12 protein-coding genes are annotated in these 14,578 nt (G+C 72.1%); 6 read left to right on the top strand and 6 right to left on the bottom strand.

The features are described from left to right. Positions 1 to 26 precede the first annotated feature (26 nt). Positions 27 to 1,421 carry an aspartate aminotransferase family protein gene (locus CSIV_RS17335; RefSeq protein WP_077052544.1) on the bottom strand — a complete coding sequence of 465 codons (1,395 nt, stop codon included), beginning with the start codon at positions 1,419 to 1,421 and terminating at the stop codon, positions 27 to 29. Continuing rightward, the gene (locus CSIV_RS17330) at positions 1,418 to 1,888 is read right to left on the bottom strand and encodes an Lrp/AsnC family transcriptional regulator (RefSeq protein WP_077052543.1); all 471 of its coding nucleotides are present in this window, start codon (positions 1,886 to 1,888) and stop codon (positions 1,418 to 1,420) included. The genes CSIV_RS17335 and CSIV_RS17330 overlap by 4 nt, the downstream gene beginning before the upstream one ends. A gap of 168 nt (positions 1,889 to 2,056) precedes the next feature. On the opposite strand from CSIV_RS17330, the gene CSIV_RS17325 reads away from it, so the two are divergent. Beyond that, on the top strand, positions 2,057 to 2,779 hold the full coding sequence (locus tag CSIV_RS17325; RefSeq protein ID WP_077052542.1) for a HEAT repeat domain-containing protein: 723 nt from the start codon (positions 2,057 to 2,059) through the stop codon (positions 2,777 to 2,779). Between the two features lie 6 nt (positions 2,780 to 2,785). Here the strand turns inward: CSIV_RS17325 and CSIV_RS17320 are convergent, their stop codons facing one another. Genes CSIV_RS17320 through CSIV_RS17310 form a run of 3 tightly spaced genes read right to left on the bottom strand, consistent with a single transcriptional unit; the run spans position 2,786 to position 7,082 of the window. Next, complete coding sequence (locus CSIV_RS17320; protein ID WP_202400961.1) at positions 2,786 to 4,201, bottom strand: aminobutyraldehyde dehydrogenase; 1,416 nt, start codon at positions 4,199 to 4,201, stop codon at positions 2,786 to 2,788. Positions 4,202 to 4,206: 5 nt separating this feature from the next. Further along, positions 4,207 to 5,568 (bottom strand): aspartate aminotransferase family protein, encoded by a 1,362-nt coding sequence (locus tag CSIV_RS17315; RefSeq protein WP_077052540.1) that lies wholly within the window; start codon positions 5,566 to 5,568, stop codon positions 4,207 to 4,209. Positions 5,569 to 5,594: 26 nt separating this feature from the next. Then, complete coding sequence (locus tag CSIV_RS17310; protein WP_077052539.1) at positions 5,595 to 7,082, bottom strand: CoA-acylating methylmalonate-semialdehyde dehydrogenase; 1,488 nt, start codon at positions 7,080 to 7,082, stop codon at positions 5,595 to 5,597. 98 nt (positions 7,083 to 7,180) lie between these two features. Between CSIV_RS17310 and CSIV_RS17305 the strand changes: the two genes are divergently transcribed. From CSIV_RS17305 to CSIV_RS18735, 3 genes are all read left to right on the top strand, one after another. Next, the gene (locus tag CSIV_RS17305; RefSeq protein WP_077052538.1) at positions 7,181 to 8,836 is read left to right on the top strand and encodes a helix-turn-helix domain-containing protein; all 1,656 of its coding nucleotides are present in this window, start codon (positions 7,181 to 7,183) and stop codon (positions 8,834 to 8,836) included. Between the two features lie 51 nt (positions 8,837 to 8,887). Next, entirely contained in the window at positions 8,888 to 10,600 is a 1,713-nt protein-coding gene (locus CSIV_RS17300; RefSeq protein WP_077052537.1) for a cellulase family glycosylhydrolase, read from the top strand. 80 nt (positions 10,601 to 10,680) lie between these two features. Beyond that, positions 10,681 to 12,750 (top strand): ArnT family glycosyltransferase, encoded by a 2,070-nt coding sequence (locus CSIV_RS18735; RefSeq protein ID WP_077052536.1) that lies wholly within the window; start codon positions 10,681 to 10,683, stop codon positions 12,748 to 12,750. 27 nt (positions 12,751 to 12,777) lie between these two features. Here the strand turns inward: CSIV_RS18735 and CSIV_RS17290 are convergent, their stop codons facing one another. Next, positions 12,778 to 13,575 carry an alpha/beta fold hydrolase gene (locus tag CSIV_RS17290; protein WP_077052535.1) on the bottom strand — a complete coding sequence of 266 codons (798 nt, stop codon included), beginning with the start codon at positions 13,573 to 13,575 and terminating at the stop codon, positions 12,778 to 12,780. Between the two features lie 57 nt (positions 13,576 to 13,632). Here CSIV_RS17290 and CSIV_RS17285 point away from each other — a divergent pair, with 57 nt between their 5' ends. Next, a complete protein-coding gene (locus CSIV_RS17285) occupies positions 13,633 to 14,202 on the top strand; it encodes a mismatch-specific DNA-glycosylase (protein WP_077052534.1) in 570 nt (189 codons plus the stop codon). Positions 14,203 to 14,279: 77 nt separating this feature from the next. Beyond that, entirely contained in the window at positions 14,280 to 14,576 is a 297-nt protein-coding gene (locus CSIV_RS17280) for a DUF1905 domain-containing protein (RefSeq protein WP_077052533.1), read from the top strand. The last annotated feature ends 2 nt before the right edge of the window (positions 14,577 to 14,578 follow it).

Here is a 14,578-nt window from a genome sequence, read left to right as displayed (position 1 = left end):
GGGTGGGGCGGCATCCGCTTCGCGGGTCAGAGGCGCGTCCAGGCCTCGGTGAGCGTCGAGCGCAGGATCTGCTCGATCTCGTCGAACTCGGACGGGCCGATCGTGAGCGGCGGAGCGAGCTGGATGACGGGGTCGCCCCGGTCGTCCGCGCGGCAGTAGAGACCTGCGTCGTACAGCGCCTTCGACAGGAAGCCGCGCAGCAGGCGCTCGGATTCGTCGTCGTCGAAGGTCTCCTTGGTGGTCTTGTCCTTGACGAGCTCGATGCCGAAGAAGTAGCCGTCGCCGCGGACGTCGCCGACGATGGGCAGGTCGAGCAGCTTCTCCAGCGTCGAGCGGAAGACGGGGGAGTTGGCGCGGACGTTCTCCAGCAGCCCCTCCTCCTCGAACACGTCGAGGTTCTCCATCGCGACGGCGGAGGACACGGGGTGGCCGCCGAAGGTGTAGCCGTGCGGGAACGACGCGTCGCCGTGCGCGAACGGCTCGTACACGCGATCGCTGACGATCGTGCCGCCCAGCGGCGAGTAGCCGCTGGTCACGGCCTTGGCGAACGTGATCATGTCGGGCTGGTAGTCGTAGGCCTCGGCGCCGAAGTAGTAGCCGAGCCGGCCGAACGCGCAGATGACCTCGTCGCTGACGAGGAGCACGTCGTACTTGTCGCAGATCTCGCGCACGCGCTGGAAGTACCCGGCGGGCGCCGGGAAGCAGCCGCCGGCGTTCTGCACGGGCTCGAGGAACACCGCGGCGACGGTCTCGGGACCCTCGAACTGGATCATCTGCTCGATGCGGTCCGCCGCCCACAGGCCGAACTCCTCGGGCGTCCCGCCGCCGAAGCCGGACTCCGCGGCGCGGTAGTAGTTCGTGTTCGGCACGCGGAAGCCGCCGGGGGTGACGGGTTCGAACATGTGCTTCATCACGGGGAGACCGGTGATGGCGAGGGCGCCCTGCGTGGTGCCGTGGTAGGCGATCGCGCGGGAGATGACCTTGTGCTTGGTGGGCTTCCCCTGGGTCTTCCAGTACTGCTTGGCGAGCTTGAACGCCGTCTCGACGGCCTCGCCTCCGCCGGTGGAGAAGAAGACGTGATTGAGGTCGCCGGGGGCCAGGTGGGCGATGCGGTCGGCGAGCTCGATCGCGGCCGGGTGGGCGTAGGACCACAGCGGGAAGAACGCGAGCTCCTCGGCCTGCTTCGCGGCGGCCTGGGCGATGCGGCGGCGGCCGTGGCCGGCGTTGACGACGAAGAGGCCCGAGAGGCCGTCGATGTAGCGCTTGCCCGCGGCATCCCAGATGTGGTGCCCCTCGCCCTTGACGATGATCGGGACGCCGGGTCCTTCGGTCATCACGGACTGGCGGGCGAAGTGCATCCAGAGGTGGTCGCGGGCTTTCGCCTGGAGGTCGGTCTGCAGGTCGATTTCGTGAAGCGTCATCGCGTTCCCCAGTTGTAGAGCTGTCGGTGGAGTTTCAAGTACACGAACGTCTCGGTCGCCACGACGTCGGGCAGCGACCGGATGCGGTCGTTGAGCAGGTCGATGAGGTCGTCGTCGCTCTCGCAGACGACCTCGACGAGGAGATCGAAGGATCCCGCCGTGGAGACGACGTAGATGACGCCCGGGAGCTCGGCCATCTCGGCCGCGATCACCCGGGTGTCTCCCGACACGCGCACCCCGATCATCGCCTGGCGGGCGAAACCGAGCTGGAGCGGGTCGGTGACGGCGACGATCTGCAGGACTCCGGAGTCCTGCAGTTTCTGCACCCGTTGCCGTGTGGCGGTCTCGCTGAGGCCGACGGCCTTGCCGATCTCCGCGTACGAGCGGCGGCCGTCCTCCTGCAGCTGCTCGACGATGGCCTTCGACACGCTGTCGAGGACCGGACGCCGTTCTGCGGAGATGCTCATGATGGGGCGACGGTATCAGCGCTCACACATCTTGCTCAATGGTGAAATCGAGACTTATTGCGCCGTAACAACGCGGAAACCGTCGTTTTGAGGACTTCCCGTGCAGAACGGGTCTCCTCGTCCCGGCGCGTGTCAAGCTGGGCGGGGCGACGAACGGGAGGGCCGCGCATGGCGGAGGGCGACATCACGGCGGGGCTTCGAGCCGCCCTGGATCGCGACGACGCGTCGCTGCGCCTGCGCGCGGCCATGGATGCCGGCACCCGACCGAACGACGCGTTCATCGCCGTGCTGGTCGATCGCTGCGCCGTCGAGCCCGACTTCTTCGTCCGCGACATGCTCACCTGGGCGCTCACCCGTCACGACGCGTCGCTCGTCGTCGACGCGATCCTGCCCGAGCTCGGCTCGCCCTTCCCCCAGGCACGCAGTCAGGGGCTGCACACGCTGTCGAAGATCGGCGACCCCCGCACGTGGAACGCCATCACCCCCGCGCTCCTGGACGACGAGGAATCGAGCGTCGCCCGGGCGGCGTGGCGGGCCGCGGCCGGACTCGTCCCGGACACCGAGCGGGCGGCACTCGCCGCCGCGCTGGCGCGTCACCTCGGCCGGGGCGACATCGAGACGCGCCGCAGCCTGAGCCGCGCGTTCGTGATGATCGGCGAGGAGTCCGGGCCCGCGGTCGACGCCGCGACGGAGGCGGACGACGAGGCCGTGCGCGTCCACGCCCTCGCGACGCGCGCCTTGATGGACGACCCGGATGCCGGGTTCGAGGGCGCCGTCGATCACGCGCGGCGCGTCAACGCCCAGCGCCACGCGCCGGCGGGACCGGACGCCGACCCGGTCGCGGAGCAGCAGGCGACGGACGCCCCCGAGGCGGGGACGCCCGACGCCTGAGCCGCGTCAGGCGAGGCTCGACATCACGTGCTTGAGGCGCGTGTAGTCCTCGAAGCCGTAGACCGAGAGGTCCTTGCCGTAACCGGAGTGCTTGAACCCGCCGTGGGGCATGTCCGAGACGAACGGGATGTGGGCGTTGATCCACACGCACCCGAAGTCCAGATCGCGGCTGAAGCGCAGCGCGCGGCCGTGTTCGCGGGTCCAGACGGACGCCGCGAGCGCGTAGGGGACGTCGTTGGCCATCTGCAGCGCTTCGGCGTCCTCGTCGAACGCCTGCACCGCGAGGATCGGACCGAAGACCTCCTGCTGGACGAGCTCGTCGTCCTGCCGGAGACCCGTCACGATCGTGGGGGCGAAGAAGAAGCCGGTGTCGCCCACGCGGTGTCCGCCGGTCGCCACGCGCGCGTGCACCGGGAGACGGTCGACGAATCCCTGCACGCGCGCCAGCTGATCGGGGTTGTTCACGGGGCCGAAGAACGCGTCGGGGTCGTCGGGCGCGCCGACCTTCACGCTCTCCCCGACGTAGGCGACCAGGCGCGCGACGAGCTCGTCGTGCACCGACGCGTGCACGAGCACGCGGGTCGCGGCCGTGCAGTCCTGCCCGGCGTTGAAGAACGCCGCCTGCGCGATCCCCGCCGTCGCGGCATCCAGGTCGGCGTCCGGGAAGACGATCGCGGGCGCCTTCCCGCCGAGCTCGAGGTGCACGCGCTTGACCTGCCGCGCCGCCGACTCCGCGACCTGCATGCCCGCGCGCACCGACCCGGTGATCGCGACGAGCTGCGGGGTGGGGTGCTCCACGAGCGCCCGCCCGGTCTCGCGGTCGCCGAGGACGACGTTGAGCACACCCGCCGGGAGGATCTCCGCGGCGAGCTCGGCCAGACGCACGGTGGTCTGCGGCGTCGTCTCGCTGGGCTTCAGCACGACGGTGTTCCCTGCCGCGATCGCCGGGGCGATCTTCCAGATCGCCATGTTCAGCGGGTAGTTCCACGGCGTCACCTGCGCCACGACACCGATGGGCTCGCGGCGCACGTACGACGTGAAGCCCTCGGCGTACTCCGCGGCCGCGCGGCCGTCGAGGTCGCGCGCGGCGCCGGCGAAGAAGCGCAGCTGGTCGACCGACTGATCGATCTCGTCCGCCACGAGGGTCGCGCGGGGCTTCCCGGTGTCCTCGGACTCCAGGTCGGCGAACTCCTCGGCGTGGTCGGCGAGGGCGTCGGCGAGCCGGAAGAGCGCGAGCTGGCGCGCGGCCGGGGTCGTCAGCCGCCACGACGCGAAGGCGCGGGATGCCGCCTGGAAAGCGGCATCCACCTCCTCCTCGGTCGAGCACGGGGCCTGGGCGTACACCTCGCCGGTGACGGGGCTCACGAGGTCGAGGAGCCGCCCGGTCGACGGCGAGGAGACGCCGTCGACCAGGTTGGTCAGCGTCTTCACGCCGCGGCCGCCTCGTCGGCGACGGAGAGGGCCTCGTCGATGATGTCGAGGCCGCGGACGAGGTCCTCCTCCGAGATCACCAGCGGCGGGGCGACGTGCACGCGGTTGAAGTGCGTGAACGGCCACAGGCCCGCCTTCTTGCACGCCGCGGCGAAGGCCCCCATCGGAGCGGCGGCAGGACCCGCGGCGTTGAACGGCACGAGGGGTTCGCGGGTCTCACGGTCACGGACGAGCTCGATCGCCCAGAACAGGCCGCGGCCGCGGATCTCGCCGATCGACGGGTGCTTCTCGGCCATCTCGCGCAGGCGCGGTTCGACGACGCGTTCGCCGAGGTCGCGCACCCGCTCGAGGATCCCGTCGCGGCGGAACACCTCGAACGTCGCGATGCCGGGGGCGCACGCGAGGGGGTGCCCCGAGTACGTCAGGCCGCCGGGGAAGGTCACGGTGTCGAAGTGGCTGGCGATGGCATCCGAGATCACCACTCCTCCCAGCGGCACGTAGCCCGAGTTCACGCCCTTGGCGAAGGTGATGAGGTCGGGCGTGACGTCGAACGCGTCGACGGCGAACCACTCGCCGATGCGGCCGAAGCCGACCATGACCTCGTCGGCGATGTAGACGATGCCGTACTTGTCGCACAGCGCGCGGACGCCGGGGAGGTATCCCGGCGGCGGCACGAGCACGCCGTTCGTCCCGACGACGGTCTCGAGGATGATGGCGCCGATGGTCGAGGCGCCCTCCAGGATGATCGTCTGCTCGAGGTGCTCGAGCGCGCGGGCGGTCTCCTCCTCCTCGGATGCCGAGTGGAACGCGGAGCGGTACGCGTACGGGCCGAAGAAGTGCACGACCGAGGCGTCGGCGGGCTCGTTCGCCCAGCGCCGCGGGTCGCCGGTCAGCGTGATGGCCGTGGAGGTGTTGCCGTGGTAGCTGCGGTACATCGCGAGCACCTTGCGCTTGCCGGTCACCAGTCGCGCCATGCGGACCGCGTTCTCGTTGGCATCCGCTCCGCCGTTGGTGAAGAACACCTTCGAGAAGCCCTCGGGGGCGACCTCGGCGATGAGGCGCGCGAGTTCGCCGCGCGTGCCGTTCGCCATGGCCGGCTGGATCGTGGCGAGATCGCCCGCCTGGCGCTGGATGGCCTCGACGAGGTCGGGGTGCTGGTGCCCGAGGTTCAGGTTCACCAGCTGCGACGAGAAGTCGAGGTAGCTGTTGCCGGCGTAGTCCCAGAACGTCGCACCCTCGCCACCGGCGACCGGCAGCGGGTCGATGAGCGCCTGGGCGCTCCAGGAGTGGAAGACGTGGGCGCGGTCGTCCGCGCGGACCTGCGCGTCGGCGGCGAGGTCGGGGGAGGTGAGGGTCATGATCGTTCCTTTCCGGATGCCGCGGGTCAGTGGTTGCTGGGGAAGCCGAGGCTGATCTGGCTCTCGCTCGGGTCGGGCCAGCGGGTCGTGACGACCTTGCTGCGCGTGTAGAAGTGGATCGATTCGGGGCCGTAGATGTGCGAGTCGCCGAAGAGCGAGTTGCGCCATCCGCCGAACGAGAACGCGCCGACCGGGACCGGGATCGGGACGTTCACGCCGACCATGCCGACCTCGATGTCGAACTCGAACTGGCGGGCGGTGCCGCCGTCGCGCGTGAACACCGCCGTGCCGTTGGCGAAGGGGCTGGAGTTGATCAGCTCCACGGCCTCGTCGTACGTCTTCACACGGACGACCGAGAGCACGGGGCCGAAGATCTCGTCGTCGTACACCTTCATGCCGGGGGCGACGCGGTCCACGAGCGAGACGCCGACGAAGAAGCCGTCGCCCTCGAACTGCTGCGTCGTGCCGTCGACGACGACCTCGGCGCCCTCGGCCGCGGCTCCCGTGACGTAGGAGGCGACCTTGTCGCGGTGCTCGCGCGTGATGAGCGGACCCATCTCGCTCGCGGCATCCGTGCCCGGGCCGATCTTCAGGCCCTCGATGCGGGATGCCACCTTCTCCACCAGCGCGTCGGCGACGTCATCGCCCACGGCCACGAGCACCGACACGGCCATGCAGCGCTCGCCGGCGGAGCCGTAGGCGGCAGAGACGGCGGCGTCGGCGGCGGAATCCAGGTCGGCGTCGGGCATGACGACCATGTGGTTCTTCGCCCCGCCGAGGGCCTGCACGCGCTTGCCGTTCTCGGCGGCGCGCGAGTAAATGGACTTCGCGATCGGCGTCGAGCCGACGAAGCTCACCGCGCGGACGTCGGGGGAGTCGAGCAGCGCGTCGACCGCGACCTTGTCGCCGTGCACGACGTTCAGCACACCGGCGGGGAGCCCGGCCTCCTCGAACAGCTTCGCGAGGAAGAGCGACGCCGACGGGTCCTTCTCGCTCGGCTTCAGCACGACGGTGTTGCCGCACGCGATCGCCGAGGCGGTCATCCACAGCGGCACCATGACGGGGAAGTTGAACGGTGTGATCGCCGCGACCACGCCGACCGGCTGCTTGACGGAGTGCACGTCGACGCCGCGGCTGACCTGTTCGGCGTGCTCGCCCTTGAGGAGGTGCACGAGGCCGGCGGCGAACTCGACGTTCTCGATGCCGCGGCTGATCTCGCCCTTGGCATCCGAGAGCACCTTGCCGTGCTCGGCCGTGATGATGGCGGCGAGCTCGTCGGTGCGCTCGACGAGGAGGTGGCGCAGGCGGAAGAACACGTCGGCGCGCTTGATGAGGCTCGTCGCCCGCCACGCGGGGAGGGCGGCCTTGGCGACGGCGATCGCCTCGTCGACCTCGGCGGTGGTGGCGAACGCGACCTGCGCCTGCACGCGTCCGGTGGCGGGGTCGAACACGTCGCCCGTCCGCTCCGCGGCACCGCGGGCTTCGCCGTTGATGTGGTGGTGGATGACGGTCATGCGGATCCTCCTGGGTCATCGGCCATCCGGACAGATCGACCGGGAGCGCCGTAGGGTGTTCACTGCCGATTCTGCGCCACGAAGAGGGGAATGCGCCCATGGCTGATCGTCGCGAAGACGAGCGCTCCCGGACAGATCGTCCGGATGCCGTCGAGGTGACCGGCGACCGGGGGCTCCCCACGCTCGCCGAGGTTCTCGACTCGCCCGCGCTCGCCGTCGGAGCCCCCGAGGTGCTGGTCGGCGGAGCCGCGCTGTCGGTGCCCGTGCGGTGGGTGCACGTGTCCGACAGCCCCGGAGTCGCCCGCCTGCTGGAGGGAGGGGAACTGCTCCTGACGACCGCGTCCGCGTGGCCCTCGGAACCCGTCGACCTGCGCGCCCTCGTGCGCGAGTTCGTGCGCGCGGGGCTCGTCGGGATCGTGATCGAGCTGGGCGCCCACTACCGCTACGTCCCCGCCGTGGTGGTCGAGGCGGCCGCCGGCGCGGGACTCCCGCTGATCGCGCTGCACCGCGAGATCAAATTCGTCAGCGTCACCGAAGAGGTGCACCGGCGGATCATCGACGACCAGACGGCGGCGCTGCGGGCGCGCGACGAGGTGCGGACGCTCTTCACCTCGCTCGCACTGCGCGGCGCGCCCGCCGATTACGTCGTGGAACGCCTCGCACACACGCTCCGCGCTCCCGTCGTGCTGGAGTCGCTCGCGCACGAGGTGATCGTGGCCGAGCTCGCGGATGCCGACCCCGCGGTGCTCCACGACTGGCAGGAGCGGTCGCGTCGGTTCGGCGACGACGGCGACGACGGCCGGTCCGTCGTGCCGGTGGAGGCGCGCGGCATCCGCTGGGCGACGCTGGTGGCGCTCGCCGGCCCCGGGCATCCCGCCGGACGACGGGCGGTGCTCGAACAGGGAGCCACGGCGCTCGCCCTCGGGCGCCTGGCCGACCCCGAAGGAGAGGACTGGGCGCGCCTCGGCCGTCGCCGGCTCATGGATGCGCTGCTGGGCGGCCGGTACGGCTCGGCCGACGAGGTGACGGCGCTGCTCGGTGCGGCGCGCCTCGATCTGCCCGGGGCGGCGCTCTTCGGGCTCGCGGCCGACGGCGCGACCGCCGCCGACGTGGAGGCGGCGGCGATCGAGCTCGGCGGACGCGCCCTGTGCGGCACCCCGCGCGGGGCGGGCGAGCGCGCGGAGGGATGGATGCCGGTCCTCCTCGCCGTGCCCGCTCCCACGACCTTCGCGGGCGGGGCGGCCGAACGCTTCCGCGCGCGCCTGCGCGGTGCGGGGCGGGATCCCCGCCTCGCCGTCGGCCCGCGCGTCGACGGCGGCGCGGGCGCTGCCGCGGTGCCCCGGCTGCTGGACTCGCTCGAGCAGGCGCTCGACCTCGCCGACGTGGGCGACCTGCCCGAGGGGGCGGTGCACTGGGTCGTCCGGCATCCGCTCCTCCGCTTCGTGTCGTCGCTGCGGGGCGACCACCGGCTCCTCGAGCACAGCGAGGACCTGCTGGCACCCGTCCTCGCCGCCCCACCCGCCCGTCGACGGGATCTGCTCGCGGCGTTGGGGGCGATCGTCGCCCACCCGGGCAACCGCACGGCGGCGGCCGCCGCGGCGCACGTGTCGAGGTCGGTGTTCTACCAGCGGCTCGATCTCGCCGAGCGGGTGCTGGGCGTGGATCTGGACGACGGCGAGGTGCTGGCAGCGCTGCACCTCGCTCTCGTGGTGCATCGCGCACATCGCTCGCCGGACGGCCCCGCGACGCGCTGACGGCCGCCCGAGTCGCCCACTACGATGACCGGAACGGGCGGGGGAGTGCGCATGAGGGAGTGGTCGACGCGTCTGCGTCGTGCGCGGATGCGGGTGGCCGCGTTCGCCGCGGCCGCGGGACTTCTGATCGCGGGGACGATCACGGCGCCGGCCGCATCGGCGGCGACGCTGCCGGGGTGGCTGTCGACCAGCGGATCGACGATCGTCACCTCGACCGGCGCCCCGTACACGATCAAGGCGGTCGCCTGGTTCGGCATGGAGACCTCGAACTGCGCGCCGCACGGCCTGTGGTCGATCTCGCTCGACGAGGGGCTGAAGAGCATCGCCGCGATGGGGTTCACCACCCTGCGCCTGCCGTTCTCGAACGAGTGCCTCGCGGCGAAGCAGACCAACTCCATCAACGCCAACGCCAACCCCGGGCTCACCGGTCTCACGCCGCTGCGCCTCCTGGACACCGTTATCGCCCGGGCCAAGGCCCACGGGCTCTCGGTGATCCTCGACCGCCACCGCCCGGACTCGGGCGCGCAGAGCGAACTCTGGTACACCGCGCAGTACTCGGAGAAGCGGTGGATCGACGACTGGACGATGCTCGCCGCGCGATACAAGGGCGACTCCACCGTCATCGGCGTCGATCTGCACAACGAGCCCCACGGCCCTGCCTGCTGGAACTGCGGTGATCCCGCTCGCGACTGGCGAGCCGCGGCGACGCGCGCGGGCAACGCCGTGCTGGCGGTCAACCCCCGGCTGCTCATCATCGTCGAGGGTGTGGAGCGGCAGAACGACGGCACCAGCACCTGGTGGGGCGGCGGTCTGAAGGATGTCCGCTCCGCCCCGGTCACGCTGTCGGTGAAGAACCGCGTCGTCTACTCGCCCCACGACTACCCGGCCTCGGTGTACGCGCAGAAGTGGTTCACGGCTCCCGGGTACCCCGCGAACCTGCCGGCGCTGTGGGATGCCAACTGGGGGTACCTCGCGAAGGAGAACATCGCGCCCGTCCTCCTCGGCGAGTTCGGCACCAAGCTCGAGACCGCGAGCGACAAGGCGTGGCTGACCACGCTCGTCGACTACCTCGCTCAGCGGAAGATCAGCTACGCCTACTGGTCGTTCAACCCCAACAGCGGCGACACGGGCGGCCTGGTCGCCGACGACTGGCGTACCCCGCAGACCGCGAAGCTCGCCGCGCTGAGGCCCATCCTCACGCCCGTGCCGCAGCCGACCCCGACCGCGACGCCGAAACCCACGGCCACGGCGACGCCGAAACCCACGGCGACCGCGACGCCGAAACCGACGGCGACCGCGACGCCGAAACCGACGGCGACGGCGACGCCGAAACCCACGGCCACGGCGACGCCGAAACCGACGGCCACGGCGACGCCGAAACCCACGGCGACCGCGACGCCGAAGCCGACCGCGACGGCGACGCCGAAGCCGACCGCGACGCCGAAGCCGACCACGAGCGCCGCGCCGGCCACGGTCACGGCGACCTGGATCCCCCAGAGCGCGTGGGGCGAGGGCTACGTCAGCGAACTGACGGTGACCGCGGCGACGCCCGTGGCCGGGTGGACGGTGTCGTGGGAGTCTCCCGGCGCCACCGCCGTGACGAACGCGTGGGGCATGACGTGCCTCCTCCGCTCCTCGACGGTCACGTGTCGGGGCGAGGGATGGGCGGGATCCCTCGCGTCGGGGCAGACGGTCCGGGTGGGGCTGCAGATGGCCGCGACCGCGGCTCCGGCCGCTCCGCGGCTGAGCGTCTCGGCGAACTGATCGCGGCGCGGGCGGCATCCATACCCCGCCCATAGGTCGCCCAGAGCGGCCGTTAGTGGTGGGGTGCCTACGATGCGGCGGTGACCGCCACCCTGAGCATTCCGCAGACCCCGCTCGCTCGGCCCGCCGCGACGTCGCGTCCGCGCGGCCGCGCATGGCCGTGGGGACTCGCGGCGGTCGGCCTCGTAGCGCTGGTCCTCACCGCGTGGCAGGTGTGGGACGGCGCGCCGTCCGCGTACTACGCCTCGATCGCCCTGTCGATGAGCCAGTCGTGGTCGAACTTCTTCTTCGGCGCCATGGATCCCTCCGGCACGGTCACGCTCGACAAGATCCCGGGCTCGTTCTGGGTGCCGGCGCTCTTCGTCCGTGTCTTCGGGTACTCGACGTGGGCGGTGATCCTCCCCAACGCCCTCGCCGCCGTCGGTGCGGCCCTGATCACCGCGGTCGCGGCCCGACGGCTGGCCGGGGTGCGCGCGGGGCTCCTGGCGGGGGCGATCGTGGCGGTCACCCCGATCTTCGTGGCGGTCTCGCGGTCGAACCAGCCCGAGTCGTTCTTCGTCCTGGGACTGTCGATCACGGCCTGGGCGGCCATCCGCGCGATCCAGCAGCGCAGTTTCGGCTGGCTCGTCGTGGCCGGCGCGGCGATCGGCCTGTCGTTCCAGTTCTACATGCTGGAGGCGTGGGCGGTCTGGCCCGCGCTGGCCGCCGCCTACCTCGCCACCGCGCAGTCGTGGGCGCGCCGCATCGGGCACCTTCTCGTCGCGGGCGCCGTCAGCGTGGTCGCGTCGCTGTGGTGGGTGGCGATCGTCGCGCTGATCCCCGCGGGCAGTCGCCCGTACATCGGCAGCACGCTCGGCGACGACCCGTGGGAGATGGTCTTCGGATACAACGGGCTGGGGCGTTTCGGCGCCACGAGCGACAGTTCCGCCTACGAGTCGTTCACCCCGCCGTTCTCGGGAGAGCCCGGGGTGTTCCGCCTGTTCAACGCGCAGCTCGCCGGCCAGATCGCGTGGCTGATCCCCGCGGCGATCGTGGCGCTGGTGGTGCTGTGGCTCCTCCGCTTCCCCCGTCCGCTCGCCCTCCTGCTCACGGTGTGGCTCGCCACGTTCGGCGCGATGTTCTCCGTCGTCGCGGGCATGCACCAGTTCTACACGTCCGCCCTCGCCGTCCCCCTCGCTCTCGCGGTGGCGACCGCGCTCGCGTGGAGCGCCCGCGCCGCGAAAGCCTGGCCGGCGGTGGCGATCCTCGCGACCGCGGCGGTCACCGCGGTCGGCATCGCGTTCTCGGTCGGCGGGTACAGCATCCCCGTCGCGATCGTGCAGGCTCTCATCGGGGTCGTCGCCATCGTGCTGCTGCTCTCGCGCCATCGCGCGCGCATGGTGACGACCGCCGCGATGGTCGTCGGGCTGCTCCTGACCCCGGCGGTGTGGTCGGCCGTGACGATCGCGCACCCCAACTCGATCAACCCGGTGGCCGGAGGGGTGTCGGAGATGGCATCCGGGTTCGGCGGTCGAGGCGGTACTGCCGGCGGCGCGCAGACGGGCGGAGCGGGCGGGTTCGCGGGCGCCCCGGGCGGCGCCCCGGGGGCCGGGGGAGCGGGCGGGATGGCCGCGCCCAACGGCGGCGCGGGAGCACAGGACGGGACGCGGGACGGTCGCGGCGCTCGCTCCGGATCCGGGACGACGGACGGCCAGGGCGCGACCGGCGGCGCGCCGGGCGGGACCGGCGGGTTCACGGCCGGGGCGGGCGGCTTCGGCGGCGACCAGACCGCACTGCTGTCGTGGCTCGAGCAGAATCGCGGCGGCGCGACGTACCTCGCGGCCACCTTCGGCGCGCAGAGCGCCGCGCAGCTCATCGTCGCCTCGGACGGCGAGGCCGTGCTGCCGATCGGCGGATTCAACGGAACGGATGCCGCGCCGACCCTCGACCGGTTCATCTCGCTGGTCGAGAGCGGGCAGCTGCGCTACGTCATCGCCGGGCAGGATCGTGTGGGCGGCCCCGGGGGAGCGTCGGTCGGTGCGGGCGACTCGTCGACCGGTACCGTGTCGGCTCAGATCCGCTCGTGGGTGGAGCAGAACTGCACGACGGCGGCCGATGCCCCGAGCACGGTCTACGTCTGCGGAACGGTCGCGGACGGCTCCGGAGCGTAGCGGCGGGCGCAGTGGAGCGGCGGCCGGTCAGAGGTCGCGGGAGAGGAACGCCACGCCCGCCTCGCGGAACGCGCGGGCGCCGGGGGCGTTGACGTGGTGCCGGCCGGGGATGTCGACGAATTCGCCCTGCGGGAGGAGACCCGCCAGGCGCGCGGACTGGTCGTGGATCGGATCCTCGGTGCCGGTGGCGATGAGCACCGGCTGCGGCGGGGGCGACGCGGGGTCCGGATCGGTCTGCCCGAGCCGCATGCCCTCCGCGATGGCGACGAGGGCGCGCAGGTCGTTGCCGGGCACGCGCTCGGCGAGCGACATGTAGCGCTGGGTGGTGGCATCCTGAACCGGCTCGCCGTGATCGAGGAAGGCCCGCGCCTGGTCGACCTGGAGTCGCGCGAGGGGACGACCGTCGGGGATGCCGCCGAGCACCGCCCGCTCGACGTGCTCGGGGGCGTCGACCGCGAGCTGCCAGCCCACACGGCCGCCGAGGGAGTACCCGAGGTAGCGCACCTGGTCGACGAGGTAGGTGTCCAGCACCGCGACGAGGTCGGCGACGAGCGCGTCCATCCGGTACGACGCGGCGTCGTGGGGCTTGTCGCTCAGACCGTGGCCGCGCTGATCGACCGCGAGCACCCGGAATCCCGCCCGGAGGAGGTCGCGCACCCAGCCGGTGTTGACCCAGTTGTCCCGCGTCGACGACCCGAAGCCGTGGACGCACAGCACCGGCGGCGCGTCGTGGTCGCCCCACGAGTACGTCGCGAGGCGGATGTTGTCGCCCACGATCACGAACTGCGCAGGGGGGACCTCGGTGAGCGCGGGCACGGCATCCATTCCGCCGATCCTGGCACAGCGGGGCGTCCCCCGCCCGGATGTGGTCATAGTGGTCGCATGGGGTATTCGCGCGCCGAGTTGGAGTCGTTCCGGGATGCCACGATCCCCGACCTCACGGGGCCGGGGCTGCGGCTGCTGTTCGTCGGGATCAACCCGGGCCTGTGGACGGCGGCGACCGGGACGCCGTTCTCCCGCCCCGGCAACCGGTTCTGGCCCGCGCTGGTCGAGGCGGGGATCCTGCCACGTCTGCCCGCCTACACCGGCCCGCTGGATGCCGCCGACCGCGCGATGATCTTCGAGGCGGGCGTGGGCGTGAGCAATCTCGTGGCCCGGGCGACGGCGCGCGCCGACGAGCTCGACCGTGACGAACTCCGTGCGGGGGCAGGGGCGCTGGAGGCGCGCGTCACGGCGCTCTCGCCGCGCGCGGTCGCGGTCGTCGGTCTCACCGCCTACCGCCAGGGCTTCGACCGCGCCGCGGCCGTCGCAGGCCGGCAGGACGAGAGCATCGGGGGAGTGCCGACGTGGGTGCTGCCCAACCCCAGCGGGCTGAACGCCCACGACACCGTCGCGTCCCTGGCGCGGGCGTACGCGGCGCCCGCGCGCGCCGCGGGCATCCTCCCCGCGTGACGGTTCCTCCCCAGGGGAGAACGCCGACGACGTGTCCGGGCCCGCGGGTAGGGTGACGGCGGCGGAAGGAGACGCGCATGATCGTGGAGTTCGAGGGAGAAGTCTTCCGGTGGGCGGCGCGGCTCGACAGCGACTGGTACTTCGCCGCGCTGCCGCTCGACCTCAGCGCGGCCGTGCGCGAGACCCAGACGTACCGGCGCGGATTCGGCGGCGTCCGGGTCGAGGCCACCATCGGCACGTCGACCTGGCGGACCTCGGTGTTCCCGCAGTCCGACGGCGCGTACGTCCTGCCGCTCAAGCGCGCGGTCCGCGACCGCGAGGGCATCGAGCCCGACGCGATCGTCCTGGTCCGGCTGTCCGTCCTCGACGCGTGACC

It is taken from the genome of Microbacterium sp. CSI-V (assembly GCF_001984105.1).
Lineage (GTDB): Bacteria > Actinomycetota > Actinomycetes > Actinomycetales > Microbacteriaceae > Microbacterium.
Note: the sequence above shows the minus strand (reverse complement) of the source record. Positions and strands in the feature narration are given on the sequence as shown.